Origin of the sequence: Caulobacter sp. SSI4214 (genome assembly GCF_012184455.1) — a bacterium.
In the GTDB taxonomy this organism is placed as follows: Bacteria; Pseudomonadota; Alphaproteobacteria; order Caulobacterales; family Caulobacteraceae; genus Caulobacter; species Caulobacter vibrioides_E.
Genome location: NZ_SZWJ01000019.1, coordinates 42,064 through 68,393, shown reverse-complemented (window position 1 = coordinate 68,393; position 26,330 = coordinate 42,064). Strand labels below are relative to the sequence as shown.

General features: G+C 67.9%; 26 protein-coding genes and 1 pseudogene. 15 read left to right on the top strand and 12 right to left on the bottom strand.

What is annotated here, in order from left to right:
* Position 1 precedes the first annotated feature (1 nt).
* The gene (locus FCU40_RS08245; protein WP_168074273.1) at positions 2 to 502 is read right to left on the bottom strand and encodes an FKBP-type peptidyl-prolyl cis-trans isomerase; all 501 of its coding nucleotides are present in this window, start codon (positions 500 to 502) and stop codon (positions 2 to 4) included.
* A 253-nt stretch (positions 503 to 755) separates the two neighbouring features.
* Complete coding sequence (locus FCU40_RS08240) at positions 756 to 2,408, bottom strand: glycoside hydrolase family 43 protein (RefSeq protein WP_168074272.1); 1,653 nt, start codon at positions 2,406 to 2,408, stop codon at positions 756 to 758.
* Between the two features lie 92 nt (positions 2,409 to 2,500).
* Between FCU40_RS08240 and FCU40_RS08235 the strand changes: the two genes are divergently transcribed.
* Both FCU40_RS08235 and FCU40_RS08230 read left to right on the top strand, forming a co-directional pair.
* Positions 2,501 to 3,091 carry a TetR/AcrR family transcriptional regulator gene (locus FCU40_RS08235; RefSeq protein WP_168074271.1) on the top strand — a complete coding sequence of 197 codons (591 nt, stop codon included), beginning with the start codon at positions 2,501 to 2,503 and terminating at the stop codon, positions 3,089 to 3,091.
* Positions 3,092 to 3,232: 141 nt separating this feature from the next.
* Positions 3,233 to 4,546: an amidohydrolase gene (locus tag FCU40_RS08230; protein ID WP_168074270.1), complete on the top strand. Its 1,314-nt coding sequence runs from the start codon at positions 3,233 to 3,235 to the stop codon at positions 4,544 to 4,546.
* Positions 4,547 to 4,621: 75 nt separating this feature from the next.
* Here the strand turns inward: FCU40_RS08230 and FCU40_RS08225 are convergent, their stop codons facing one another.
* Positions 4,622 to 6,739 (bottom strand): alpha-glucuronidase family glycosyl hydrolase, encoded by a 2,118-nt coding sequence (locus tag FCU40_RS08225; RefSeq protein WP_168074269.1) that lies wholly within the window; start codon positions 6,737 to 6,739, stop codon positions 4,622 to 4,624.
* Between the two features lie 370 nt (positions 6,740 to 7,109).
* On the opposite strand from FCU40_RS08225, the gene FCU40_RS08220 reads away from it, so the two are divergent.
* The 3 genes and pseudogenes from FCU40_RS08220 to FCU40_RS23255 form a co-directional block, all read left to right on the top strand.
* Positions 7,110 to 7,859, top strand: coding sequence for a FadR/GntR family transcriptional regulator (locus FCU40_RS08220; RefSeq protein WP_168074268.1), 750 nt, complete (start codon positions 7,110 to 7,112; stop codon positions 7,857 to 7,859).
* Positions 7,860 to 8,056: 197 nt separating this feature from the next.
* On the top strand, positions 8,057 to 9,133 hold the full coding sequence (locus FCU40_RS08215; protein ID WP_168074267.1) for an acyltransferase: 1,077 nt from the start codon (positions 8,057 to 8,059) through the stop codon (positions 9,131 to 9,133).
* Positions 9,105 to 9,238: pseudogene (locus FCU40_RS23255) on the top strand (hypothetical protein); the annotation flags it as partial. The gene FCU40_RS08215 and the pseudogene FCU40_RS23255, both read left to right, overlap by 29 nt.
* Before the next feature lie 28 nt (positions 9,239 to 9,266).
* Here FCU40_RS23255 and FCU40_RS08210 read toward each other — a convergent pair.
* Positions 9,267 to 9,968: an HAD family hydrolase gene (locus FCU40_RS08210; RefSeq protein ID WP_168074266.1), complete on the bottom strand. Its 702-nt coding sequence runs from the start codon at positions 9,966 to 9,968 to the stop codon at positions 9,267 to 9,269.
* Positions 9,969 to 10,119: 151 nt separating this feature from the next.
* On the opposite strand from FCU40_RS08210, the gene FCU40_RS08205 reads away from it, so the two are divergent.
* Positions 10,120 to 10,368: a hypothetical protein gene (locus tag FCU40_RS08205; RefSeq protein ID WP_168074265.1), complete on the top strand. Its 249-nt coding sequence runs from the start codon at positions 10,120 to 10,122 to the stop codon at positions 10,366 to 10,368.
* A gap of 13 nt (positions 10,369 to 10,381) precedes the next feature.
* Here FCU40_RS08205 and FCU40_RS23085 read toward each other — a convergent pair whose 3' ends face one another.
* The 3 genes from FCU40_RS23085 to FCU40_RS08190 all read right to left on the bottom strand — a co-directional run bounded on the left by FCU40_RS23085 (position 10,382) and on the right by FCU40_RS08190 (position 14,589).
* Complete coding sequence (locus FCU40_RS23085; protein WP_004622520.1) at positions 10,382 to 10,522, bottom strand: hypothetical protein; 141 nt, start codon at positions 10,520 to 10,522, stop codon at positions 10,382 to 10,384.
* A gap of 246 nt (positions 10,523 to 10,768) precedes the next feature.
* Positions 10,769 to 13,840 (bottom strand): TonB-dependent receptor, encoded by a 3,072-nt coding sequence (locus FCU40_RS08195; protein ID WP_168074263.1) that lies wholly within the window; start codon positions 13,838 to 13,840, stop codon positions 10,769 to 10,771.
* A 470-nt stretch (positions 13,841 to 14,310) separates the two neighbouring features.
* On the bottom strand, positions 14,311 to 14,589 hold the full coding sequence (locus tag FCU40_RS08190) for a DUF1272 domain-containing protein (RefSeq protein ID WP_004622522.1): 279 nt from the start codon (positions 14,587 to 14,589) through the stop codon (positions 14,311 to 14,313).
* A gap of 329 nt (positions 14,590 to 14,918) precedes the next feature.
* Between FCU40_RS08190 and carA the strand changes: the two genes are divergently transcribed.
* A complete protein-coding gene (gene carA / locus FCU40_RS08185) occupies positions 14,919 to 16,085 on the top strand; it encodes a glutamine-hydrolyzing carbamoyl-phosphate synthase small subunit (RefSeq protein WP_168074262.1) in 1,167 nt (388 codons plus the stop codon).
* A 67-nt stretch (positions 16,086 to 16,152) separates the two neighbouring features.
* On the opposite strand, the gene FCU40_RS08180 is transcribed toward carA, so the two are convergent.
* Entirely contained in the window at positions 16,153 to 16,494 is a 342-nt protein-coding gene (locus FCU40_RS08180) for an endonuclease domain-containing protein (RefSeq protein WP_168074278.1), read from the bottom strand.
* Positions 16,495 to 16,684: 190 nt separating this feature from the next.
* Between FCU40_RS08180 and FCU40_RS08175 the strand changes: the two genes are divergently transcribed.
* Together FCU40_RS08175 and FCU40_RS08170 are read left to right on the top strand one after the other, a co-directional pair.
* The gene (locus FCU40_RS08175) at positions 16,685 to 17,422 is read left to right on the top strand and encodes an SDR family oxidoreductase (protein ID WP_168074261.1); all 738 of its coding nucleotides are present in this window, start codon (positions 16,685 to 16,687) and stop codon (positions 17,420 to 17,422) included.
* Between the two features lie 13 nt (positions 17,423 to 17,435).
* Positions 17,436 to 18,476 (top strand): alcohol dehydrogenase family protein, encoded by a 1,041-nt coding sequence (locus tag FCU40_RS08170; RefSeq protein WP_168074260.1) that lies wholly within the window; start codon positions 17,436 to 17,438, stop codon positions 18,474 to 18,476.
* A 277-nt stretch (positions 18,477 to 18,753) separates the two neighbouring features.
* On the opposite strand, the gene FCU40_RS08165 is transcribed toward FCU40_RS08170, so the two are convergent.
* The gene (locus FCU40_RS08165; RefSeq protein ID WP_004622527.1) at positions 18,754 to 18,984 is read right to left on the bottom strand and encodes a hypothetical protein; all 231 of its coding nucleotides are present in this window, start codon (positions 18,982 to 18,984) and stop codon (positions 18,754 to 18,756) included.
* A gap of 182 nt (positions 18,985 to 19,166) precedes the next feature.
* Between FCU40_RS08165 and FCU40_RS08160 the strand changes: the two genes are divergently transcribed.
* Entirely contained in the window at positions 19,167 to 19,799 is a 633-nt protein-coding gene (locus tag FCU40_RS08160; RefSeq protein ID WP_004622529.1) for a DUF998 domain-containing protein, read from the top strand.
* A 61-nt stretch (positions 19,800 to 19,860) separates the two neighbouring features.
* Positions 19,861 to 20,574, top strand: a complete 714-nt coding sequence (locus tag FCU40_RS08155) for a heme-binding beta-barrel domain-containing protein (protein ID WP_241693569.1) — start codon at positions 19,861 to 19,863, stop codon at positions 20,572 to 20,574.
* Between the two features lie 13 nt (positions 20,575 to 20,587).
* Here the strand turns inward: FCU40_RS08155 and FCU40_RS08150 are convergent, their stop codons facing one another.
* The 3 genes from FCU40_RS08150 to FCU40_RS08140 all read right to left on the bottom strand — a co-directional run bounded on the left by FCU40_RS08150 (position 20,588) and on the right by FCU40_RS08140 (position 24,461).
* Positions 20,588 to 22,150 (bottom strand): oleate hydratase, encoded by a 1,563-nt coding sequence (locus FCU40_RS08150; RefSeq protein WP_168074259.1) that lies wholly within the window; start codon positions 22,148 to 22,150, stop codon positions 20,588 to 20,590.
* A gap of 117 nt (positions 22,151 to 22,267) precedes the next feature.
* Entirely contained in the window at positions 22,268 to 23,296 is a 1,029-nt protein-coding gene (locus tag FCU40_RS08145) for an AI-2E family transporter (RefSeq protein ID WP_168074258.1), read from the bottom strand.
* A 544-nt stretch (positions 23,297 to 23,840) separates the two neighbouring features.
* Complete coding sequence (locus FCU40_RS08140; RefSeq protein WP_168074257.1) at positions 23,841 to 24,461, bottom strand: TIGR02466 family protein; 621 nt, start codon at positions 24,459 to 24,461, stop codon at positions 23,841 to 23,843.
* Positions 24,462 to 24,581: 120 nt separating this feature from the next.
* Between FCU40_RS08140 and FCU40_RS08135 the strand changes: the two genes are divergently transcribed.
* From FCU40_RS08135 to FCU40_RS08120, 4 genes are read left to right on the top strand one after another with little or no spacing between them, the layout of a single operon-like run.
* Positions 24,582 to 25,487 carry a hypothetical protein gene (locus FCU40_RS08135; protein WP_168074256.1) on the top strand — a complete coding sequence of 302 codons (906 nt, stop codon included), beginning with the start codon at positions 24,582 to 24,584 and terminating at the stop codon, positions 25,485 to 25,487.
* An 11-nt stretch (positions 25,488 to 25,498) separates the two neighbouring features.
* Entirely contained in the window at positions 25,499 to 25,672 is a 174-nt protein-coding gene (locus FCU40_RS08130; RefSeq protein WP_168074255.1) for a hypothetical protein, read from the top strand.
* A 35-nt stretch (positions 25,673 to 25,707) separates the two neighbouring features.
* On the top strand, positions 25,708 to 26,028 hold the full coding sequence (locus FCU40_RS08125) for a hypothetical protein (protein WP_168074254.1): 321 nt from the start codon (positions 25,708 to 25,710) through the stop codon (positions 26,026 to 26,028).
* 3 nt (positions 26,029 to 26,031) lie between these two features.
* Positions 26,032 to 26,313 (top strand): type II toxin-antitoxin system RelE/ParE family toxin, encoded by a 282-nt coding sequence (locus FCU40_RS08120; protein ID WP_168074252.1) that lies wholly within the window; start codon positions 26,032 to 26,034, stop codon positions 26,311 to 26,313.
* The last annotated feature ends 17 nt before the right edge of the window (positions 26,314 to 26,330 follow it).

The following is a 26,330-nucleotide window of genomic DNA, read 5'->3' as shown; positions in this document are numbered from 1 at the left end:
TCTAGTCGACCGGCAGCACGCCCAGCAGCTTCAGGCGGAAGACCATGACGCTGCCGCCGGGAATCGGGCCGTTGTCCTGGTCGCCGTAGCCCAGCTCCGGCGGGACATAGAGCACCCACTCGTCGCCGACCTTCATCTTGGGCAGGGCCTCCATCCAGGCCTGCACCAGGCCGTCCAGCGGCATGATCGCCGCCTTGCCCCGCTCGAAGCTGCTGTCGAACACCTTGCCGTCCAGCAGCTTGCCCTCGTAGTGCACCTTGATGATGTCGCCAACCTTGGGCGAGACGCCGTCCTTGGGACCGCTGGCCACGACCTTGTACTGCAGGCCCGACGGCAGGCGCACGACGCCCGGGGCCGTCGCGTTCTTCTCCATGAACGCCTTGCCGGCGACGGCGGCGGGCGACGGCGCGGCGTTCAGCTGCGGCGGCGGCGAGACCTGCTGGGCATGAGCCGCGCCGGCGGCGGCGAGAACGGCGGCGAAGGCCAGGGGAGCAAAGCGCATGTAGAGGTTCCAGAGCTCGAAGCGGCGTCAGTGAGCGACACCGTAGCGATCCTTGAGCGGAACTTCGCGGCGAAATTTGGGGAGGTCGTAGGGAACCGACCTGGACCAAGCACCGACAGTTCCTCCCCCGCGACGCGGGGGAGGTGGCCCAGAGGGCCGGAGGGGGCCAGCCCGATACTGTCCGCGAGGGCCCCCTCAGTCACTTCGTGACAGCTCCCCCGCGACGCGGGGGGAGCATCTCTTCCCCCTTCCCCTACCGCTCCGCCCCGTGCGCGTAGACGCCCAGCATGGTCCCGACGAAGCCGCCGGCGACCTTGGTCGACAGGGTCGTGGCGTCGGCGTCGGCCGACAGGGTTTCCCAGCGGCCGGGCGCGGCGGCGTAGGCGAAATCGGCCTTGCCGCCCCGGATGCGGATGCGCAGGTCCAGAGGCTGGCCGGATTTGAGGGAAACCGGTTTTTGCGCCACCACGACGCCATCGACAGGATCGCCCTTGCCGGCCCGCTTCTCGACCCGCGCCCAGGTCTTGCCGCCGTCGCGAACCAGGCCGACGAACCAGTAGAAGTCGTCGTTCTGCACGGCCACCAGCCCGGCCTTATCGCCGTCGGCGCGGGGCGTGAAGCGCACGGTGGTCGAGACGCTGGCGTTCATGTGCTGCTGGCGCCGCGCCCAGACCGACGGCTGGTCGTGGTCGCCGATCCTGGCCGCCCGGGCCCGCACGGTCAGCGCCCCGCCCTTCACCGACCACCAGCGTTCGGTCGGGATGCGCATGGTCATCCAGCCCTTCGGCAGCTCGGGCCCGACGAAGGTCTCGGCCGCCGTGAACGGGCCCGCGTTCGGCGCCGCCTTCATCGCCGGCAGCTTCGGCGCGGCGTGGACGTAGGGGATGGCCTGGCCCCTCGGCAGGATCACCGGCCAGCCGTCCTTCCAGTCGACCGGCAGCAGGAAGGTCTCGCGGCCGGTGTTGTAGAGGTCGTCGCCATACGGCCGCACGGCCAGGAAGGTCGCCCACCACTGGCCGTCGGGCGAGTCGACCAGGTCGGCGTGACCGGCCGAGGTGATCGGCAGGGGGCGGTCCCTGGGCAGGTCGCGCTGGGTCAGGATCGGATTATCAGCATACGGAACGTATGGCCCGGTCACCGCCTTGGCGCGCAGCACGACCTGGCTGTGGCCCTCGGCCGTGCCGCCCTCGGCGGCGATCAGATAGTACCAGCCGTCCTTCTTGAGGATGTGCGGCCCCTCGGGCCAGATCGGCTTGGCGGCCGGATTGACGCCCTTGTCCAGCAGCACCGCGCGGGGGCCGACCGTCTTCCTGGCCTGGAGGTCGTACTCTTGGATCCAGATGGCGCGGTGGCCGGGATATTCGGCCTTTTCCGGCGGCTCGTCATTGTTGACGATCCAGGCCTTGCCGTCGTCGTCGAAGAAGATCGAGCTGTCGATGCCGCCCACCTCGGGCAGCCACACCGGGTCGGACCATGGCCCCTTGGGGTCCTTGGCGGTGATCAGGAAGTTGCCGCCGCAGTCGACGCAGGTGTTGAGGATGTAGAACAGCCCGTCGTGATAGGTGATCGCCGGGGCGAACACGGCGCGCGACAGGCCCAGGCGCTTGAAGTCCAGCATCCCCGGTCGGTCCAGCGCGTTGCCGATCTGCGTCCAGTGGACGAGGTCGGTCGAGTGATAGATCGGCAGGCCGGGGAACCAGGCGAAGGTCGAGTTGACCAGGTAATAGTCCTTGCCCGCCCGGGTGATCGACGGATCGGGGTGGAAGCCCTGCAGGATCGGATTGCGGTACTGCCCCGGCGCGGCCTTGACGACGTCAGAGGGGTCCGAGCCGCTGTAGACGAATTGGCTGAAGCGGGCGGTGTTGGGCGCGGCGGCGAGGGCCGCGGCCAGGATGACGCCGATCATGTCGAACTCCTGTGAACGCTGGTCGAGACGCGAGGTGACGGCGGGGGCGCGATCCGACTATGGTTCCGGCCCGAGGAACGCCAGGAAGACCCTTGACCGCCGATCCCCAAGCGCCCGTCAAACGCGGCCCCGGCCGCCCCCGCGATCCCGAGGTCGAGCGGCGGATGAAGCGCGCGGCGCTGGAGACCCTGGCCGAGCACGGCTTTTCCGGCCTGACCCTGGAGCGGATCTGCGAACGGGCCGGCGCCCCGCGCGCCACCTTCTACCGCCGCTGGGCGACGCCGATCGAGGCGGTCGCCGAGGCCTTCGACGACGCGTTCCACTTTCCCGAGCTGCCCGACACCGGCGACGTGGTGAAGGACCTGGTGATCCTGGGCCAGGCCATCCTGTCGCTCTATGGCGACCCGGTCATGGGGCCGTGCATGAGCTTCCTGATGGCCGAGAGCCGGGTGCGGCCCGAACTGGTGGACCGCCACCGCCACGACTTCCCGCGCCGGCGGGCCTATAACCGCTCGGTCGTCGAGCGAGCCATGGCGCGCGGCGAGATCGCCGCCGACATCGACCCCGACCTGATCATCGACGTGATCAGCGGCCTGGCCCTGAACAACCAGGCCACCGGCCGCCCGGTGACCGTCGAGATGCTGGAGTTCGTGGTGCGACGGCTGCTGAACAAGCCGGCCTGACCGCCGCGCGCGACGCGCGAAAAGGCGCGCCCGGGGGTGCGCCAGGGGGTGCGGAAGTCCGCCGCTGGCGCGTCGTAGAGAAGAGACGCTGTTCCCGTCCGGGAACGAGCCTTGCAAGACAGCGCAATTCGGGGAAGGCCCATGAAGAAGACCCTCATCGTCACCGCGGCCCTGGCCGCCTTCGCCAGCTCGGCCCTCGCCGCGCCGCTGAACGTGCTGGCGACCAAGACGGCGATCGACGCCCAGCTGGACCATGACTATCCGGCGCTCGACGCGCTGTACAAGGACATCCACAGCCATCCGGAGCTGGGCTTCCAGGAGGTGGAGACGGCCAAGAAGCTGGCCGCCCAGATGCGGGCCCTGGGCTTCACCGTCACCGAGGGCGTCGGCAAGACTGGCGTCGTGGCCGTGCTGAAGAACGGCGACGGCCCCAAGGTGCTGATCCGCACCGAGCTGGACGCCCTGCCGATGCAGGAAAAGACCGGCCTGCCCTATGCCAGCACGGCGACGGCGATGTGGAACGGCGAGAAGGTCTTCGTCGACCATTCGTGCGGCCACGACATCCACATGGCCGCCTGGATCGGGACGGCCCGCCAGATGATCGCCCGCAAGGCCCAGTGGAAGGGCACGCTGGTCTTCGTGGCCCAGCCCTCGGAAGAGACGGTCAGCGGCGCCAAGGCCATGCTGGCGGACGGCTTCATCGACCGGTTCGGCAAGCCCGACTACGGCTTCGCCCTGCACGTCGGCCCGGGCGCGGCCGGCGAGGTCTATTACAAGCCTGGCGTCCTGACCTCGACCTCGGACGCCCTGGACGTGACCTTCAACGGACGCGGCGCGCACGGCTCGATGCCGGCCGCCGCGATCGACCCGGTGATGATGGCGGCCCGCTTCACCGTGGACGTCCAGAGCGTGATCAGCCGCGAGAAGGACCCGGCCGCGTTCGGCGTCGTCACCGTCGGCTCGATCCAGGCCGGCAGCGCGGGCAACATCATTCCGGACAAGGCCAAGGTGCGCGGCACGATCCGCACCCAGGACGCCGCCGTCCGAGACAAGATCCTGGCCGGGGTCGAGCGCACCGTCAAAGGCGTCACCGAAATGGCCGGCGCTCCGCCGGCGGACCTGACCATCACCCCTGGCGGCAAGGCGGTGATCAACGACCAGGCCCTGACCGACCGCACGGCGGCGGTGTTCAAGACCGCCTTCGGGTCGCGCGCCGTCCTGACGCCCCAGCCCGGCTCGGCCTCGGAGGACTATTCGGAATTCATCATCGCCGGCGTGCCGTCCGTCTATTTCAGCATCGGCGGTTACGATCCGGCGGTGATCGCCAAGGCCAAGGCCGAGGGGAAGGTCCTGCCGGTCAACCACTCGCCCTATTTCGCGCCGGTCCCCGAGCCCAGCATCCGCACCGGCGTCGAGGCCATGACCCTGGCGGTCATGAACGTGATGGCCAAATAGAGCATCGCGCCGGGGAGGCGTCCGCCCTCCCCGGTCGCCCGGCCGTAAGCGGCGCGCCGGCGCCCGGCCCATCGCCTAGCCGCCCTGGCCCGGCGCGAACGGGAAAACGAGGCTCTCGTAGTATTCCAGCGACTTGGCCGGCGGCTTTTCGCCGGGCGGCAGCGGGCGCTTGGAGAAGGTCTGGAACCAGGCGATCGAGGCGTCGCGCCACCACTGGGCCTCGTCGCGCTGGATCTTCAGATAGTCGGCGACCTCGGCGTGGCGGCGAGCGTCGACATAGGGCGCCAGCGTCGCCCAGGTCCGGTTCATGCCGTCCACATAGGCCACGCCGGCCGAGTAGCGCTTGACCATCCCGTCCCACAGGGTGTCGCCGGACTTCAGCCGATAGTCCCAGGGCAGGTGGTGGAACCACAGCAGGTTCTTCTCGTCGACGCACTTGAGGTCGGCGAAGCAGGCGCCGACGGCCGGGGCGTACTGGGCCGTGGCGTTGCTGCCGGTCGGGGTGCGGTCGAAGCCGACGCCGTCCGGCCCGGCCTTGGCGTAGTAGACGCTGGTCCAGTCCGCGCGCGGACCGCCGCTGACCCACGGACCGGGGCCATAGTGGCCGTCGCGGCCCATCTGGTGGTGCAGGCCCAGCGGGGTCATGTAGTCGACCGCCGCCTCGCGCGAGCCCATCATCATCGCGACCACCGGCGTCACCAGGCGCGGATCGTTGCCGAAGGTCATCCGCGTCCAGTCCTCGGCGATCGCCCGCGACGAGGCCTCCGGATCCCAGGCCAAACGGCCGAAGACGTACCAGTTGGCCTGGTCGAACTGCGAGCCCGACCAGTTTCGGTCGCTGCCGATATTGGCCACGCCCGCCATCACCGTCAGCTTGCGCCCGTCCAGCTGGCCGTCGACCACCTTGGCCACAGTCGAGCCCTTGCCTTCGGCCAGGGTGTCCGACTTCAGGGTCTCCTCGTAGAGCGGCCCCAGATAGACGAGGTGGGTCGAGAACCCGAGGTATTCCTTGGTGATCTGGAACTCCATGCCGAGGTTCGACTTGGGCATGGCGCCGAACAGCGGGTGGAACGGCTCGCGCGGCTGGAAATCGATGGCGCCGTTCTTGACCTGGATGACCACGTTGTCGCGGAACTGGCCGTCGAACGGCTTGAACTCCGAATAGCCCTGCTTGGCCCGGTCGTCGGGCTGCTGGTGCGAATAGACGAAGGCCCGCCAGATCACGACGCCGCCATGCGGTCCGACCGCGTCGGCCAGCATGTTGGCCCCGTCGACATGGGTGCGGCCATAGTCCTGCGGTCCCGGCTGGCCCTCCGAATTGGCCTTCACCAGGAAGCCGCCGAAGTCGGGAATGGCCCTGTAGAGCTCGTCGGCCTTGGCCTTCCAGAAGGCGCGCACGGCGGGGTCCAGCGGGTCGGCGGACTTCAGCCCGCCGATCTCGATCGGCGCCGACCAGCGGGCCGACAGATAGACCTTGATCCCGTAGGGCCGCAGCGTGTCGGCCACGGCGGCGGCCTTGGCGATATAGGGCGCGGTCAGGCTGTCGGCCTTGGCGTTGACGTTGTTCAGCACCGCGCCGTTGATCCCGATCGAGGCGTTGGCGCGGGCGTAGTCGACAAGGCGGGGGTCGACGTGGCCGGGCAGCCGCCACCAGTCGAAGATCGACTGGCCGGCATAGCCGCGCTCGACCGTGCGGTTCAGATTGTCCCAGTGGTTCAGCATCCGCAGCTTCACCTTGGGGGCGGACGCGATGTCCAGCTTGTCCACGCCCTGGCGGGTCTGGATCAGGGCGAGATAGCGGAACACGCCGTAGAGCACGCCGACGTCGCGGTTGGCGGCGATCACCGTGGTCGTCCTGCCGTTCACGGTCAGGGTGCGGATTCGGTAGCCTTCGTCGCCCAGGGCGGCGTCGGCGCCGTCGGTCTTCAGCAGGATCACCCCGTCGCGCGAGCCGGCGGCGGCGCTGGCGGGCTTGCCGACCAGGCCGATGAGACCGCGCTCCAGCTCGGCCCGGGCGACCTTCATCGTGGGGGTGTCGCGGGTGGGCGCGATGGCGGCGGCGCGGGCGGCGTAGGCCGCGCGGACCGAGGCTTCGACCGGCTTGTAGCGCAGCCACAGGTCATAGCCGTCCTCGGCCCGGGCGGCCGGGGCGACGACGAGCGCTAAGCCGAGGATCAGGGCCAGCAGACGCATCCGTTTCACTCCCGCTTCATGTCCGATCGTCCGGGCGAGGACGGGATCCAGCGCGCCGGACCACCGCCCTCGATCCGGGTCCCGGCCTTGGTCGGGAGGATCGGCTTCTTGACTTGCGGACCCTCGGCGGCGCCGGCTTCGCGGTCGTCCCGAAGGTCGTCACGGCTAGTCTTAGAGGTCTGACCACGTCGTTGACAACCTTTATGGTACCGGTACATCGACGTTGCCGGGCTGGAAATTCAGGGGATCCAGCGGCGACGCGGTCTGACCTCCTGGCCAAGACCCGCGAGAAAACAGACCGGCCGGCGCGGGGCTCGTGGTAAAGGTCGCCAACCGCCACCCAAGCCAGCGTCTCAGTTTTCCGCCGACCATGTCAGACACCGTCAAGCTCTACCGCAAGATCGCCGACGCCGTGGCCGAGTCCATCGAGTCCGGACAGTACGCGATCGGCGACCGCCTGCCGACCGAGCGCGAGCTGGCCGAGCACTTCGGCGTCTCCCGCCCCACCCTGCGCGAGGCGATGATCGCGCTGGAGATGCTGGGCATGATCGAGGCGCGCCACGGCCTGGGCATCTATGTCACCGCCACCGCTCGCCCCGTCGTCCCCAGCGCCGAGATCGACTTCGAGATCGGGGCCTTCGAGCTGATCGAGGCCCGCCGCCTGTTCGAGGGCGAGGCCGCCGCCCTGGCCGCCACCTCGATCGGCGACGAACAGATCGCCGCGCTGGAGGACCTGCTCCGCAAGATGCACGACGAGGAGGAGATCCGGGGCGAGGACGCCGACCGCGAGTTCCACCTGACCATCGCCCGCGCCACCGGCAACGGCGCGATCATCGCCACGATCGAGAACCTGTGGGACTGGCGCAACCGCTCGCCGCTGGCGCGGAACATCCTGGCCCGCGCGCGGGGCCTGGGCCTCGAGCCCCGCATCGCCGAGCACCGCCGCGTGGTCGAGGCGCTGAAGGCCCGAGATCCCGCCGCCGCCCGTCTGGCCATGCGCGACCACCTGGAACGGGTCATCGACCACCTGCTGCACGCGACCGAGACCGAGGCCGTGCAACGGGCGAAACAGGAAACCAAGGCGCGGCGCGACACGATCGCCAAGCGGGTGGCGATTTAGGTAGCCCCGACGCCGCGCGGGCTCCCCTCCTCCCTGCTAGGGGAGGTGGATCGATGCGGATACGCAGCGAGACGGAGGGGTCCAGCGCCACGTCGCGTAGCGCCTGCGCAAGCCCTCTCCACCGCCTTCGGCGGTCCCCCTCCCCCAAGAGGGGGAGGAGAGGTGACGCCCGCGCCGTCCCATGCCACCACTCCGCCATGCCGAAGTTCCCGCCGCTCAAGCCCGACTCCGACCAGATGCTGCATCTCGACGCCCTGCGCATCGTCGGGGCGGTGATGATCGTGGTGTTTCACTTCAACCGCTTCATCGACCTGGACGGGCGCTGGCGGGTCGCCGACGACGCGATCAAGGCCTACTCGCTGATCGTCGACCTGTTCTTCCTGATCTCGGGCTATGTGATGGCCGCGATCTATGCCGGGCGGCTGACCTGCTGGCGCCGGTATCGCGACTTTCTCCAGAAGCGGGTCGCGCGGCTGGGGCCGCTGCACTGGGCGACCCTGCTGGCGTTCGTGGTCATCGCGGCGCTGGGCTGGACGGGCGTGATCAACGAGCGCGACCCGTCGCGCTATGACGTGACCTGCATCCCCCAGAATATCCTGTTCATCCACGCCTGGGGGACCTGCAAGGCCCAGACCTGGAACTTCGTCAGCTGGGCGATCAGCGCCGAGATGGGCCTGTATGTCGCCCTGCCCCTGCTGTTCGTGATCACCGCCAGAGGTCCCTGGATCACCGCCGGCGCGGCGTTTGGAAGCCTCGTCCTGCTGCTGTGGATCTCGCGGACCGGCGAGACCTTCTCGCAGTGGACCTACGACTTCGGCGTCGCCCGCGCGGTTCCGGGCTTCCTGTTGGGCATGTGGGCGTTCCAGGTCAGGGGCGCGCTGGCGCGGCTGCCGCTGGCCCGCGTCGCGATGTGGGGGCTGCTGGCGGTCTTCGCGGTCGCCGGCGCGTTCCACGTCCCGCGCACGGCCCTGCTGTTTCTGGTCTACGCGGTGGGCCTGGCCGGGGTCGCGGCCGACGCGCGCGGGGTTCAGGGCGGGGTCAGCCAGGCCCTGGCGCCCTGGGCGCAGCTGTCCTTCAGCCTCTATCTGCTGCACCCTCTGGCGCTGAAGATCGCGCTGAACTGGGTGGGCTTCGGCGCCTGGGGCCTGACCGGCGACGCCATGCGGCTGTGGTGCCTGCTGTGGGTGATCCTGCTGTTCCCGATCGCCTATGCGTCGCTGGTGCTGTTCGAGCGCCCCGCGCGGGATCGGCTGGCGACGTGGGGGAAGCACTGAGCGCCCCCTCCGTCACGATGCTTAGCATCGCGACACCTCCCCCGTTTCACGGGTGAGGAGGAGACGGTTCATCCTCCCCCGCTCGCGGGGGAGGTGGATCGGCGCGGATACGCGGCGAGACGGAGGGGGCGCTTCAGCCCGATATTCCATCCACCCAAGCCGGCAGCTCGCTGATGCCGCCCAGCTCGACATAGCGCGCGTGGCCGACCGGGGCCTCGGCCGCTTCGTGGGACCAGACCAGCGGGTATGGGATCAGCGCGCCCCAGCAGCCGGCTTCGAGGGCCGGCAGGATGTCGGACCTCATCGAGTTGCCGGCCATCACCGCCTGGCCCGCCCCCGTGCCGTGGCGATCGAAGACCCGGCGATAGGTGTCGGCGTCCTTCTCGGACACGATCTCGACGGCCACGAAATAGTCGCCCAGGCCCGACGAGGCCAGTTTCTGCTCCTGGTGCAGCAGGTCGCCCTTGGTGACGAGGACCAGGCGATAGCGCTCCGACAGCGCGGCCAGCGCCGTCTCGACGCCCGGCAGCGGCTCGATCGGTTCGGTCAGCATCTCGCGGCCGACGGCCAGGATCTCGCGGATCACGCGGGTGTCGACGGCCCCGTCGGTAACCTCCAGCGCCGTCTCGATCATCGACAGGGTGAAGCCCTTGGCCCCGTAGCCATAGACCCGCAGGTTGCGCTTCTCGACGGCGACCAGCTGGGCCTCGATCTTCTCGGCCTCGCCGTGGTCGGACAGCAGGTCCACGAAGCGGGCGTGGGAGAGGCGGAACTTGCTCTCGCAGTGCCAGAGCGTGTCGTCGGCGTCGACGCCGACGGTGGTGATCGTGGTCATGGGCGCGAGCCTATCACCGGATGGGACATAAGGACATCCTTATGCCTCGCGCCCCTTACGCCGTCTTTATACGGAACGACCGCTTCCACACGGCGCGCTTACGGGCGGAAGGGATATGGGGGGCCGTCTCGTCAAAGCCGGAGCCGCCGCCATGCGCCCACCTCGCCGCCATAGCCGTTTGCTGGTCGCGCTGATGGTTCTAGGCCTCGGCGGCTTCGTCGGGCTGCTGGGCCTGGGCTCGCGGTTTCCGGCCCACGGCGACGTGCTGCGGCTTCTGGCCGTGGCGTGGTTCGTCGTGTTCGGCGCGGCGCGGCTTCTGGTCCATCTGGATCAGGCGGTCGGCGAGGCCGACGACGCCCTGCCCAGGATCGCCCGCCTGCGCGGCCGCGGCGAGATTTAAGGCCCGTCCGCCTTCAGAGCGTCAGGACCACGAACAGGATCGCGCTCACGGGAATAGCGGCCGACAGCGCCATGTGCAGCAGGGTCTCGCCCAGACGGAACGCGTCGCGGGTCGGGAGGGAAAGGGCGATCTTCGGGTCGGCGGCTGAGGTCATGGGGAGTGCTCCTTGCACGCCTGGGAGCTTAAGCGTGAAATCCTTAACGCCCCGCCCGCCCTGAGCGCCGAAGCCGCCGCCGCCGGTTGCGACAGATTGTCCACGCTCCCTCGCAAAACGAAAAAACGGCGCGCTCCGAGAAGGAGCGCGCCGAGACATTCGCGCGGCTGGGAGGAGAACCGTCCGCGCGCAAAAGCCGGGAGGCTCGCCCGCCGGTCCAGGCGCGCGGACCGGCGGGCGGAGGGTTTAGAACGTCGCCCGCACGCCCAGCAGGAACTCGCGGCCGGGCTTGTAGTAGGTGAACGTGGCGTTGCTGTACTGGAAGTACGAGCGCTGCGCCGCGTTGGTCAGGTTGATGGCGTTGAACGTCACCTGCGGCAGGTTCCGCAGGCCGAACAGCTTCTCCAGGTCGAAGCTGGAGGAGAAGTCGACCTGCTTGTAGTCGTCGGTGAACAGCGCCGCCGAGCCGATGCCGTTCTGGTTGGCGCCGCTGGACTGCGAGCCCTGACGGAAGGTCTGGGTCAGGCGCAGGCTGACGCCGTGGTGCTCGTAGTATCCGGTCAGGTTGTAGGTGTACTTGGCCACGCCATAGGCGATGGCCGGACCGTCGCTGGTCTGGTCGACGATCGTGGCGTTGGCGTTGACGCCCAGGCCCTCGACGCCGAAGCGGCGGGTCAGGAAGTCCAGCGGCTGCACCCACTGGAATTCCAGGCCGTTGATCGTCAGCTTGTTGGGCACGTTGATCTGCGACTGGATCTGCACCTGAGCGCCGGTCGGGCCGCCGCGCGAATTGATCGCCGTCTTCTGGGTGTCGTTCAGCGTGTCGTAGGTGATGCCGTACTGGGCCAGATACGAGAACGGCTGGGTCACGACGTTGTTGGTCGTGAAGCCGGTGATCGACTTGCGGAACGCGTTGACCGCGATCACGCCTTCCTGGCCGGTATAGAACTCGAAGCCCAGGTCGATGTTCTTCGAGAAATACGGCTTCAGGGCCGAGTTGCCGATCGTGGCCTGGTCGGCCGACGGGGCGCTGAAGCTGACGCCCGGCAGCTGGGCGGCCGGGTCGGGACGGGTCATGGTCTCCGACACCGCCGCGCGGGCCACGGCGTGCTCGCTGACGTCATAGGCGATGTTCGCGGCCGGCAGCCACTTCGAATAGGTGTTCTCGACATAGACGAAGTTGACGAGGTTCGGATAACGCGCGCCGTCCGGCAGCTGACCGCTGGCCGGCGTGTTGCGCGGGTCGGCCACCGAGACCCGGCCGCCGATCGTCTGCTTGGTGTGGACATAGCGGACGCCGACATTGAAGCGCAGGTCGTTGTCCAGCACCTGGGTGACGCCGTTCACCTCGGTATAGGCCGCGGCGTTCTTCTCGTTGATATAGCCGCCGCTGGCGCCGGTGTTGGAACCGCCGGTTTCGGGCGTGTTGTCGTGGAACTTGTCGTAATTGGTGGCCTTCTTGACCGCGTCCCAGTCGACCGTGACGAAGCCGGCCGGGCCGGGCTTCAGGAAGCTGGCCAGGTTGGCGGTCGGGATCAGCGAGCCGCCATAGGTCAGCGGCGTGGTCTGGCCGGCCGTGTAGCCCGTGCCATAGCCCGGATAGGTCGGGTAGCCGGCCGGCGCGGCGCCCGGCTGGTTCAGGCCCTGGCAGGGCGGCTGGCCGTTGGGGGCCGGCAGGTAGATGTTCGGATTGTCGCCGCAGGTCGCGTTCTGCCAGGCCTGGCTGTTGTCATAGCCGCGGATGGTGCGCGAGACGTCGTCATAGTTGCCGCCGAACTTCAGGTTCAGCTTCTCGTCGCCCCAGGTGACCGAACCGCGCGCGCCCTTGGTCTCGTACCAGCGCTTCTCGTCCTGCATGTTCAACCGGCCGCCGGTCCACACGAAATTGGCGGGGTTGTTGAGGTCGACGCTGCTCTTGATCGTCGGGATGCCGGTCGGATTGTAGGTGTAGTCGACCGTCGTCCCCTGCCCCAGCGCGGTGACCGGACCGAAGGTCGGGCTTTCGCGGTGGAAGGTGCTCTTGGCGTAGTTGACCTGGCCCTCGACCTTCAGCTTGTCATTGATGCGCCATTCGCCGCCCGGATTGACGCCCCACAGCTCGGTCTTTTCGAGATAGGGACGGTATTCCAGGAAGAACTGCGAGTTGGCGTAGGTGCCTTGCGTGACCGTGCAGCCGGCCGAGCAGTCGGTCTTGTCGTACTTGGTGTTCAGCGGGATCGCCGCGCCGTTGCGGACGATCCAGGCCATGTCCTCGCGCTGAAGATCGTTGTTCTTGTAGCCGTACATCCCGTCGAGATAGAAGCTCAGGTTCTCGGTCGGACGCCATTCGACGCTGCCGACCAGATTGATCCGATCGCGCGTGCCGAACTCGGCCGAGGGACGGCCCAGGCGCGGCAGCAGGCCGTTGTCGATCTGCTGGATCGTCGCGCCGGGGTTCTTCGACAGAAGGAAGGCCTGGTCGATCGTCGTACCGGCCACCAGGCCAGCGCCCGCGCCGACCGGCACGGTGGACGGGATCGTCCAGTTGCCGCCGCCCGTGGGATTGCAGCCGCTGGTCGCCCCGCACTGGGCGGCCGACAGGTTCGGGTTGGTGAAGCCGATGGTCTCATAGCCGCGGGTGTCGGTGTGCAGGCGCTGGCCCGAAACCCCGAACAGCACGCCGAAGGTGTCCCAGGTCTTGCTGAGGATCAGCGAACCCTTGCCGCCCAGGTCGGCGCCGCTGGGCTTCACCCCTTGCAGGCTGTAGGTGATGTGCTGGCCGGGACGGTCGAACGGACGCGCCGAGCGCATGTCGATATTGCCCGCCGCGCCGCCTTCCAGCAGGTCGGCCGAGTAGCTCTTGTTGACGGTCAGCTTGGTGAAGAGGTCGGTCGGGAAGAACGACAGGTCGACCGAGCGGTCGGTGCCCTGCGCGTCGGTCGCGCCCGACGAGGCCACGGCGATCGAGGCGCCGTTCAGCGTCACGTTGGTGAAGTTGCTGCCCAGGCCGCGGATGGCGACGTTCGTGCCCTCGCCCGTGATGTCGCGGGTGATGGTGATGCCGGGGATGCGGTTGAAGGACTCGGCGATGTTGGAGTCGGGGAACTTGCCGATGTCCTCGGCGAAGATCGAGTCGGCGAAGCTGGTCGCCTCGCGCTTGGCGACCGTCGATTGCGCCAGGCTCTTGCGGTAGCCGGTGACGATGACTTCCTCGACGGCGTCGCCGTTGGAGGCGGCGGGCGCGGTTTGGGCGTGAGCCTCGGCGGCGACCAGCCCCGACAGCATCGTGGCGCCCAGCAACGCGGCGCGCAGACGCAAGACCAAAGCCTGCTTTTGCATTGTGATCCCCTAATGGAGGTCCGCCTGGCGACGAACCGTTTTGCTTCTTGGCGCCGATCGATTTGGTAGCGCTACCAAATACCCTTTTCTCAAAATGGCCCGCGCGTCAACAGGCCTGACATATTGGTCTGACCTTATCTTTCAGGCGTGACACATCCGCCGGACGGCCAATAGGTCTTTGTTTTCACGAATGATTATCGCGCGAACAGCGCCGCTTGCCCGTTGAGGCGCGAGAATCGCGGCGCGGCGTTCGCGTCTGATTTTCCCAGGTGTTGCGGATCGACATCAGCGGAATCGTCAGGCCACATGGCGGGGCTCGGACGCGCGCGGGATCGACTGTCCTGGCCATTTTTCGGGCCGAGCGCGTTAGGTTTAGGCATGAGCGGCCAAGCCGCCCGAACGCACTCTAAATATCTGAGTCCATAGACTTTTTACCCACTTCAAATAGGTCCATTTGAAGCGGACAGGCTCTAGGCCCAGCGGGCCGGCTCCGGCGCGGGCTTCGGCGGCGGGGCGTACCGGTGGCCCCTATGCACCCGCCGCAGCGAGGCCGGATAGCGGTGCAGCTGCGCGTCCGGGCGGATCGGCCGCGCCACCAGCCCGCCGCCGCAGTCCGGACAGGTCTCGCCAAAGCGCAGGTCGGCGCAATCGGCGCAGAAGGTGTGTTCGAAGGTGCAGATTCGGGCCGCGGGACTGGCCGGCGGCAGGTCCGCGTCGCAGCATTCGCAGTTGGGACGCAATTCGAGCATGGGCCGTCCTCCCGTGATCGTCGCGCTTCGATGCCTCGAAAGCCTTACATCATAAGGGCTTTTAGGGCCTTCGCGCGAGGGCGGACGTTCGTCGATCACGGGAATGTGGAGCCAAGCGAAAATCGCGTGATCAGGCGGGGTTGACCCCCTCCCCCATACCCCCTACACACCGCGCCGTTTGCGCGGCGGACGGGCCAAAAACCCGTCCGCTTTCTTGCAAGGAAGACGCCCCGGCGCGCCGGGGCTGGGCGGGGTTACACCCGGCCCGCCTTTTTGCGAAAATGACCCCGCCCAATTCCGGGCCACCGCGTTCAGGAGCGCTCAACAGAATGTCCCAAGACCTTCTCCCCGGCGTTACCGGCGTCCTGGCCCTGGCGGACGGAACGATCCTGCAAGGCGTCGGCTGCGGCGCGGTCGGCGACGCGGTCGGCGAGGTGTGCTTCAACACCGCCATGACCGGCTATCAGGAGATCCTGACCGACCCGTCCTACATGGCCCAGATCGTGGCCTTCACCTTCCCGCACATCGGCAATGTCGGCACGAACGCCGAAGACCTGGAACAGATCACGGGCGTGGCCGAGACCGCCGCCCGCGGCGCCCTGTTCCGCGATGTCCCGACCCAGCAGGCCAACTGGCGCGCCAATGGCGACTTCGACGCCTGGATGAAGACGCGCGGCGTCATCGGCCTGGCCGGCGTCGACACCCGCGCCCTGACCCGCAAGATCCGCGAGACGGGGATGCCGCACGGCGTCATCGCCCACGCGCCCGACGGCAAGTTCGACCTCGAGGCGCTGGTCGCCAAGGCCAAGGCCTGGGCCGGCCTCGAAGGCCTGGACCTGGCCAAGGACGCCTCGACCACCCAGACCTTCACCTGGGACGAGGGCCTGTGGTCGTGGCCGGAAGGCTACGCCAAGCTGGACAAGCCCAAGTACGAGGTCGTGGTCGTCGACTACGGCGTCAAGCGCAACATCCTGCGCGCCCTGGCCCATGTCGGCGCCCGCGCCACGGTGGTGCCGGCCTCGACCTCGGCCGAGGACATCTTGGCCCGAAATCCCGACGGCGTGATGCTGTCCAACGGCCCCGGCGACCCCGCCGCGACGGGCCAGTACGCCGTGCCGGAAATCCAGAAGCTGGTCGCCAGCGGCAAGCCGCTGTTCGGCATCTGCCTGGGCCACCAGATGCTGGCCCTGGCCCTGGGCGCCAAGACCGTGAAGATGGAACAGGGCCACCACGGCGCCAACCACCCGGTCAAGGACCTGACCACCGGCAAGGTCGAGATCGTCTCTATGAACCACGGCTTCACCGTGGACTCCGCGTCCCTGCCCGCCCCGGTCCAGGAAACCCACGTCTCGCTGTTCGACGGCACCAACGCCGGCATCGCCCTGGCCGACAAGCCGGTGTTCAGCGTCCAGCACCACCCCGAAGCCTCGCCCGGCCCGACGGACAGCCTGTACCTGTTCGAGCGCTTCGCCGGGCTGATGGACCAGGCGAAGTAGGCCTTTGAAATCCCTCTCTCTTCGAGAGAGGGAGGGGCCCGCCGCGAAGCGGCGGGAGGGTGAGAGGTTACACCCTCCCCGACCGAAGCACCGCGAGGATGTCGTCCGCCGTTCCGCCAGGGTCGGCTAGGACGCGCTCATTTCGAAACCGCAGCACGAGATAGCCGAACAGCTCCAAGGTCGCGGTGCGCCGGGCGTCATGGTCCTCGCGTCCCTCATGGACCGGGCCGTCCAGCTCCACGATCACCTTGGCGGCCTCGCACACGAAGTCCGCGAAGTAGCGGTCTATCGGGACCTGACGCAGAAACTTGAAACCACCCAGGCGGCGGTTTCGAACGAGATTCCAGACAACCTTCTCGGCCAAGGTCTGCCTTTGGCGCAGATGGCGGGCGGTGGCGGTCTTGTTCATGGCCCGAAGCACGAACACAACCTCTGGGCGCATTCAACGCCAGGACTCGGTATTTTCCGACTTGCGGTGAAACCTCTCACCCTCCCATCGCTGCGCGATGGGCCCCTCCCTCTCTCTTGAGAGAGGGATTTGATGTTTTGACCGCCCCTACGTCACCCGGCGCTATCCTTCGAAAACGGAGGACGCCAGGATGATCGACGATACCGACTTCACCGGCAGGCGTGTGCTGGTCGTGGGCGGGTCCAGCGGGATCGGCAACGGGATCGCGCACGCCTTCAAGGCGCGGGGCGCCGAGGTCGCCGTCTGGGGCACGCGGGCCAGCGCGGCCGACTACGACCCGGCCGAGGGCTCCGACCTCTCGGGCCTTTCCTACGCCTGCGTCGACGTCGGCGATCCCGACGCCGTCGAGGCCGCGCCCGCGCCGTTCGAGACCCTGGACGTCCTGGTCCTCTGCCAGGGGACGGTCGTCTACAAGCGCGGCGAGTTCGAGCGGGCCGGCTGGGACCGGGTCATGGCCGTCAACCTCGACAGCCTGATGGCCTGCGCCCGCCGCTTCAAGCCGGCCCTGACGGCGAGCCAGGGCAGCGTGATCATCGTCAGCTCGATCTCGGGCCTGAAGGCCAATATCGGCAATCCGGCCTACGCCGCCTCCAAGGCCGGGGCGATCAGCCTGACCAAGACCCTGGGCCAGGCCTGGGCGCCCGAGGGGGTGCGGGTCAACGGCCTGGCGCCGGGCCTGGTCGAGACCAAGCTGACCAAGGTCACCACCCAGAGCCCCGAGCGCCTGGCCGGAGCGCTGGCCGCCATCCCCCAGCGCCGGATGGGAACGCCCGCCGACATGGCGGGGGCGGCGCTGTTCCTGGCCTCGCCCCTGGCGTCCTACGTCACCGGCCACACCCTGGTGGTCGACGGCGGCCTGTCCCTCTGATCGGAGAAGAGCCATGAAAGCCCTGCGCTACCACGGCGCCCGCGACGTCCGGTACGAGAGCATGAACGACCCGACGCCCCAGTCGGATCGCGACGCGATCGTCAAGGTCACCGCCTGCTCGATCTGCGGCTCGGACCTGCACATCTATCACGGCCATGGCTTCTCCGAGGACCTGGGGTTCTGCGTCGGCCACGAGGCGGTGGGCGAGGTGGTCGAGGTCGGGCGCGGCGTCCAGCGGCTGAAGGTCGGCGACAAGGTCATGCTGCCGGCGGCGGTGGGGTGCGGGCGCTGCCGCTCGTGCCTCTCGGGCGTGGTCAATACGTGCGAGTACGGCCAGGCCGGCTGCTATGGCCTGTCGGCGCGGCTGCAGGGCTCGCAGGCCGAGGCGGTGCGGGTGCCGGCCGCCGACATGAACGCCGTGCCGGTGCCGGAAGGCGTCTCGATGGAGCAGGCGCTGATGATGACCGACGCCCTGGCCACCGCCTGGTTCGGGGCGCGCAACGCCGAGGTGCGGCCCGGCGCCAGCGTGGCGGTGATCGGCCTTGGCCCCATCGGCCTGATGGCGGTCGAGAGCGCCTATGTGATGGGCGCGCACGTCGTCTACGCCATAGACCCCCTGCCCGCCCGCCGGGCCCTGGCGCGAGAGGCCGGCGCCATCGCCCTGTCGCCCGACGAGGCCAAGGACCGCATCCGCGAGGACACCAAGGGCCGGGGCCTGGACTGCGTGATCGAGGCGGTGGGCGGCGAGGCCACGGTCGACGCGGCCCTGCGCCTCGCGCGGCCGCGCGGCGTGGTGTCGGTGATCGGGGTGCAGCAGGCCCGGCGCTTTCCCTTCCCGCTGGAGCGCGCCTTCGCGGCGGGCCTGACCTTCCGGGTCGGGACCTGCTCGGTGCCCGAGGAGCTGCCGGCCCTGTTCCCGCTGGTCCGCTCGGGCCGGCTGAAGCCCGAGAAATATGTCAGCCACCGCCTGCCGCTCAGCCAGGGCGCGGAGGCCTATCGCCTGTTCGAATCCCGCGAGGCGGGCGCGCTGAAGATGGTGCTGACGCCGGACTGAGCGGCGCGAAAGAGGGGGCCGCCTCCCGCGACACGGGGGGCGCGGCGGGAGGCGGCGGCCAGACGCCGACAACTCGGGGGCGTCTTCGGCGTCTGGCGTGGGCTCGCGCGCGCTCCGGGTGACGCACCGAAGCGTTGGGCAGGCCCAAAAAGGGGGGAGGAAGGCCAAGAGCGTGACGCCGAAAGTGGGAACCGGTTTCGGCGCGTGTCACGCTCTAAGTATTTGATTTAGAGCCTCGTTATCGCGTCAAAACGATTCCGTTTTGACGCGCGAGGCTCTACGCCTTGATGTCCAGCAGGGCGCCGGCCATCTGGTCGGCGGTCTTGGCGACCACCGCGTTGGCCTTGAAGTCCTGGACCGCGCCGATCTGCTCGGTCCGCTCCTTCACGTAGTCGTCGTCCTTCTGCTTCTCGGTCGCCGCGTCCGTGGCGGCGACGCGCTGGGCGCTGGCGTAGAGACGACTGGCGGCGGCCGACATTCCGGCGGCGGCGATGCTAAGGGCCTGCATGGGGGCCTCCTTGCGGCTTCCACGCGGTTATCGTCGATGTTGGGTTAAGCCCTCGCGTGCGAAGATGGTGAAATTGCCCCGGAGCCCGAAATTTTTCGGCGCGAAAATCGGGCGCGGGAACATTGACCGCTTCCCCGCGAGGAGCGATTTTCGGGCTCTCGTTCCAACCAGGGTCTCACGCTGTGCGCGGCACCGGCGCTTTCCTGAAGATCGGCGTGATCGCGCCGGCCATCATGGTGGCCGACGTGGTGGTGGCCCAGCGGCTGTTCCCCGGCTTCGACGCCGGCGCGCAGTTCATCAGCGAGCTGGGCGGCCCCAAGGCGCCCCTGCCCGAGGTCTTCAACTACGGCATGATGCTGGCGGGCCTCGCCGGACTGCTGGCCGGCGCCGGCTTCGCCCACGCGCTGGAAGAGGCCGGCGGCCGGCGGGTGGTGTCGGCCTTCGCGGGCCTGTTCGTGGCCCTGACGGGTCTGGGCGCCTTCTTCGCCGGGGTGTTCCACTGGCCCGACCCGATGCATCGCGCCTGCGGCGTGGGCCTGGGCATCCAGTTCGCGCCGCTGTTCGCCGCCTGGGCCCTGTGGGGCAAGCCAGGCTATCGGCGGCTGGCCAACTTCTCGCTGGGCTGGTTCTTCGGCCTGCTGCTGGTCTTCGCCCTGCTGACCGGGGTGTGGAACGTCCGCACCGGCCACGACGTCGGCTACTGGCAGCGCGGCCACGCCTTCCTGGGCCTGCTGTGGCTGGCCATCGCCGCCTGGACGCTGGAGAAGGGCTGGCGGGCCTCGCTGGCTCCCGACCCCGCCCCGGCGACGGCCTGACAAGGCCCGCTTGACGGCGCCGCTTGACGCGGCCCGGCGTCTCGTAGAGGCAAGGCCGAGCTTGACCTTGGCGGACCGTCCGATGATCACCTTCGACTACGACGACATCTTCACCGAGCCGGAAGACGTCGATCCCAACACCCTGGACAATCTGGGCCCGCTGCGCCGCCTGGCCGGCGCCTGGGAAGGCAAGAAGGGCGTCGATCTCAATCCCAAGGCCGAGGGGCCCGAGCGCCGCGAATTCCTGGAGCGCATCGAGCTCCAGCCGATCGACCCCCAGGCCAACGGCCCGCAGCTGCTGTACGGCCTGCGCTATCACATCCACATCGTCGCCTCGGACGAGGATGTCACCTTCCACGACCAGGTCGGCTATTGGCTGTACGAGCCGGCGACCGGGATGATCCTGCAGACCCTGGCCATTCCGCGCGGCCAGACGGCCCTGGCCAAGGGCGAGGCGCTGGCCGACGGCTCGGGCCTTTCCGTCCGCGCGGACCGGGGCGGACCGGGCTATGGCCTGTGCTCCAGCGACTTCCTGGAATGGGCGTTCCGCACCGACTCCTACCAGCTGGACGTCACCTTCGAGGCCGACGGCGGCTGGTCCTATGTCTCGACCACGATGCTGCAGGTGCGCGGCCGCGCGGCGCCGTTCCGCCACGTCGACCGCAACACCCTGCACAAGGTGGCCGAGCCCCGGCCCAACCCGTCGGCCCGGATCGCGGCCGGCGAGACGAGCCTGGCGCGGGCGCACGGCTTCGTCTCGATCGACCACGACTGACGGGACAGGCCGGTCAGGCGATCGCCTTGCCGATCGTGTGCAGCAGCACCGACGGCGCGTGGTCGTGGCGGGTCACCGCCGGAATGGGCCGATCGACGCCCATCAGCTGGTAGACCGCCGTCTGGGCGGCGCGCACCGAATATTCGACGGTGAACACCACGTCGTCGGCGACCTCGACGAACTGGCTGATGAAGGCCAGGTTCTTGGAATTGACCGGCACGGGAACCGGCCGATCGCCCTTCTTGCGCGGCATGAACATCGAGGTGATGTAGGGCAGCCGGCACGGCACGCAGGTGGCGTCCTCGAACACCTCCGCGCCCAGGCCCAGATGGCCGCACAGCTCCTCCAGGATCTCGCGCCCGCCGCACTCGCTCATCGGCTTGGCCACGAAGTCGCCGACGCGGTCGGGATGCAGGGCGTAGCCCCAGAACACCGACCAGCCCTCGGGCTGATCCAGGAAGTGAGGCTGGTGGTACAGGACCACCGACATCAGCCAGCGCGAGTCCTTGAACGTCACCAGCCCGCCCGTCCCGGCGCGGTTGCCGGTGAAGGCCTGCATGGCGTCGAAGAAGCGCGGGTTGCGGCAGGTGACGGTGAACGACTCCCACAGGCTGCGCTGGATCGCCGTGTTGAAGGCGGCGGGATTGCCGAACTCGGGGCGGCCCTCGGCGATCTTCTCCCACAGGGCCCAGCCCTGGCTGTCGGCCTTGGTCAGGCGCGGCGGCGGCGCGTCCATGGTCCCGAGGCTCGTGGCGTCGGTCATCGAGCCGTTCTGGAAGAAGACCTGGTCCCGCTCGCCCAGCGACAGGACCTCGCGGCGGCCGTCCTGAAGCAGGGTCAGACCCGTGACGCGGTGCTCGCCATGCTCGGTGACGATGTCCATGTCGGTCACGACCGTGTCGCCGACGAACCGGACGCCCCGTTCGCGCAGCCAGCGCTCCAGCGGCGCGACGATGGCGTCATACTGGTTGTAGACGGTGCGCTTGACCCCGCCCAGGGTGTCGATGCGCGGGAACTCGTTGAGGAACCGGTGCAGATACCGCTTCAACTCCACGGCGCTGTGCCAGGGCTGGAAGGCGAAGGTCGTCTGCCACATCAGCCAGAAATTGGTCTCGAAGAACGGGGGCGACAGCCAGTCGGTGATCGGGCTGTCGCCCAGGCTCTCCTCGGACGCGCCCATCAGCTGGACCAGCTCCAGCCGGTCATGGGCCGAAAAGCCCATGTGGCTGACATCGACCTTGTGCAGATTGCGATCGACCAGCCGCGCTTGCGAGTGGGAGACGTTGCGCTTGTTGAACGCCACCGTCTGCTCCAGCACCGTCTTGTCGGGATCGTCGTTGCTGGGAATGGTCGACAGCAGGTCCCAGGTGCATTCGTAGTGGTCGGTGGTCAGCATCCGCCCGCCACGCAGCGAGTATGACCCGTCGGGCAGCCGCGATCCGTCCAGTGCGCCGCCGAACACGGTCGGATGCTTCTCGAAGAGGGTGATGTCGGCGCCGTCGACGTTCGCGTCGCGGATCAGGAACGCCGCGCCGGCCAAGGCGCCGATCCCGCCGCCGATGAAATAATGCTTCATGGCCTACTCTCCTTACCACGGATGACCGAGGCCCCGACCTTGGCCCAAGCGCGTGGACGCGCCTTGACCCGCGTCAAGGAGAGGCAAGAGCTTTGGGATCGAGAAGACGGGCGAGGCCTACTCGGCCGCCTCCATCGGCGTCGGGTCGCCGTCGTGCGAGATCAGCACCGCCACCCAGCGCAGGTCGTCGTACTGGGCCAGGCCGTACATCAGGGCCAGGGTCAGCGGGATGGCCAGGAACGCGCCGGGCACGCCCCACAGCACCGTCCACATGCCCACCGCGATCAGGCTGGCGGCCGGATCGATGTTCTGACTGTCGGCCTGCATCTTGGGCAGAACCAGATTGCCGACGATCGACGAGACGATGTGGATGCCGACGAAGACCATGATGGCCGGCGTCAGGCTGGGAAACTGCAACAGCGCGAACAGGGTCGGCCCCAGGCTGCCGACCATCACCCCCAGCACCGGGAAGTAGGAGAACAGGAAGATCACCAGGCTCCAGAACAGCGCGTTGTCCAGGCCGACCGCGAACATCGCCACGGCCGAGCCCACGGCGATCATCAGCCCGGTCATCGTCTGGACGTACATGTAGCTCTCGACACCGGCGAAGCTGCGCTCCAGCACGGTGGCCAGGCCCCGGCCGCCGCGCGCGGCGACGATCCGCTCGACGCGCTTTTCGATCATCGGCCGCGAGATCAGCAGGAAGAACAGGAAGATCAGGGTCAGGCCGAAACCCGCCGACGCGTCCTGGACGCTGGTCAGGAGTTGGTCGGCCAGCGGTCCCAGCTCGACCTTCTGCGACAGGGCCTCGAGGCTCAGGGTCCCGCCGCCGGGCGGATGAATCAGGGCCAGCAGCTGATTGATGCGGGCCAGCATGGCCGGCATCTCGTCGACGATGCGCGAGGCGCCCTCGATCATCAGGGCGATGCTGGCGACGATGATGCCGCCGACGATCACGGCGGTGATGACGAACACCATCCAGCGCCGAGCGTTGGGCAGCACCCGCACCACCCGGTCGCTCAGCGACGTGATCAGGATGGCCAGGACCAGCGCCAGGGCGAACGGCCACAGCACGCCGCGGAACACATACAGCAGCCCCGCCGCCACGGCGAAGTTCACCAGAAACGATGTGCCCGTCTTGCTCACTTGGCCTCCGCGGATCGACCGATGGGCGATGATCCCTCGGCGGTCGATAACACTCCCCTAGCGTAAAGCGCTACCGGAGAGGCGAGGCTGAAGGGGCCTCGGCTCGGTTAGGCGGCGTAAGCGGAACGGAGGTCAGGCTAGGATCGCGCGAAACGCGCCGCGATCAGCTCGACTGGTCCTTGTCCTGCTTCTCTTTCTTCGCCTGGTCATGATGCCATTTTATGGAGAAGAACATCCCGACTCCCAGAACGAGAATCTTCAGTGGGAAGAAAACGAGCGGAAACCAGTCTACCGAATTCAAAGCGCTGCTCCAGGAAAGCGCCGGAAAACGATGATCTTTGTTTTCCGTCTCGCCTGGAGTTCTAGCAAATTCATCCGCGCGGGCGTCCTGGACAAAGTGTCCAAGCGCGATATCCAGCGCGAAGCCGCTCCTAGAGCGCGTTAGGTTTAAGTGTGAGCGGTTAAACCGCTCGAACGCGCTCTAAGTCTATGAGTTAGAGCCTGTTTATCTGGTTTAGATGGTTCCATCTAAACCAGACAGGCTCTACCGCCAAGCGTAGTTGAAGCTGACGCTGATCCGCTGTTCGTCGGCCTGGTTGGGCGTCACCTCGTGGCGCAGCCAGCTCTCCCACATCAGGATCGCGCCGGGCGTGGGTCGGACATAGACGAACGGCTGCAAGGTCTCGGGCGCGTCGGTCTTTCGCGTCGGCGCGGCCATCATCATCGGCAGGCGCGGGTCCTCGAACTTGATGGCCGAGGCGCCCGGCGGGATGGTCACATAGACCGTGCCGGAAATGACGCTGTGCGGGTGGATGTGGCCGGTGTGCTGGCCGCCCGGCTCCAGGATGTTGATCCAGAAGCTGTCCATGACCAGCTTGCCGCCCGCCAGGTCGAAACACAGGTCGCGCGCGAAGGCGGCGGCGTGGCGGTCGAGCTTCTTCTTCAGGTCGGCGAACAGGCTGTCGCGCTGGGGCAGATCGTTCAGCGAGGCGTAGGAGGTATAGCCCAGATAGCCCTTGTTATAGGCCCAGGCCTGACCGGCCTCGTCCTCCTCGGCGATGGCGACGCAGGCGTCGTGCAGCGCGTCGATGAAATCCTCGAAGCCCTTCTCGCCGGCCAGGCTGGCTTCATAGAGCGGGGTGACGAAAAGGCTGCGCGGGGTCATGGGGCGCGTCATAGCGCCGGCGGGTCCGAAGGGCAAAGAGCGCGAAAAAATACTTATGATTGTATATATAATAAATTCGCGTATTGTGTGCGCCTAGATCCATGCTCCGGGGGGACCAGGATGCGCGCCGCCACCCTTCTTCTTTCGCTAATAACGGTCGGCTTGTGCGGCTGCCAGTCGCTGGAGGGTTATCCGCGACCGCTGGAAAGCCGGGAGGAAGCGCTTTCGCTAGTCCGCGACGATATCCAGCCGGCGGCTGTCAACGCCTACGCCTCTATCGCCGCGGAGGCGCAGAGCGGCTCGCGCGATCAGCGTCTGACGGCCAAGCGCGATCAAATCGTTCGTGCTCGCCTCTATGCGATCGATGTGAACTATGACGACTTCGTCCGTGGACTGACCGGTCAACAAAAGACCTTCGCCATCGGCGCGGATCTGGTGTCGGCTGGCCTGACCGGCGCGGCCACCCTGGCCAAGAGCGCCACGACCAAGACCCACCTGACCACCTATGCCAGCGCCGCCCTGGGCGTGCGCTCGACGGTCGACAAGGAGCTGTTCTACAGCAAGACCTTGCCGGCCGTGGTCACCCAGATGGACGCCTCGCGCAAGACCGTGCTGGCCAAGATCACCGAGGGCCTAGCCCAATCGAACGCCGCCTATCCGCTTACCGCCGCCCTGGCGGACCTGCAGGACTATTATACCGCCGGAACGCTGAACGGGGCGCTGAATCAGATTTCCAAAGACGCCGGGGTCAAGAACGCCGCGGCCCAGCAGCGGATCGTCAATGCCACGACGGTGAAATACGCCACCGACTCCGGGCACAAGAGCCTGTTCGGCTATTGGGCGCCGAACGGGGTCATCAATAAGGATCATGAGACGATCCTGCTGGCCTGCGTCCCCGTCCAGAACGGCGCGACCGCGACGATCGACGACCTCGACCGGATCATCAATGACGGTACGCCGGAAGCGGCTCAGCAGCGCGCGATCGTGGCCGCCTGCGTAAAAACAAGGGACGCATCCTTCAGCTAGAGGAGCCGAGAATGGCCAAATCCAGTACGACAGTGAGCGAGGTCCGGCAGGAAACCCGCACGGGCGTTCCAGAAGCCGAACTCAGCGGGTACATCGCTATCCAGCGGGCGCGAGGCGCGATAGACGTGGTGGCCGTCCACGATGGTCCTGGAACCTACACCGTCACCGCCACCTTCCCCGCGTGATTGACGCCCTCCGCGCCCGGGCGGATCATGACCGCATGGCCGACGGCGAACTGATCCTGACCCTCGACGCGGCGCTCGCCGAGCGCCTGCGGATTCGCGCCGAGGCGGCGGGGCTGAGCGTGGAGGCCTATGCCCAGGATGTCCTGCGGCGAGACGTCGACCCGCCAGGCCTCGCGGAGAGGGAAACCCGATGGGACGGCCGTTTGCCGCCCCGCTCGCCCGAAGACGACCTCGACCAGAATTCCAAAGCCTATTCCGACTATATCGAGCGGATCTGCGACGAGGCCGAGCGCACGGGCGGCGTTCCCTGGGAACAGGTGCGAGCGCGCCTGCGAAACTTCGGCCAATCTCGCTGACGCGTGCGCCGGATCGTTTTCACCGAACTGGCGAATAACGATATCAACAGGCTTGAAGCTTGGCTTATCGAGCGGGGGTCGCCCTATGCGCGCGGCCTCGGCCTGGAGCTTGTCGACGCCATCGAAGGGCTGATGGATTTTCCAGAACGCGCGACCGTCAGCCGCGACGGCCGCTATCGCGAGCTCTACATCTCGTTCCATTCGAACCAGTACGTGATCCAGTATCAGGTGCGCGGCGATGTCGTCGTCATCGCGCGCATCAGACACAGCCTCGAACGTCGCTGAACCCGCCGGACTCGCCT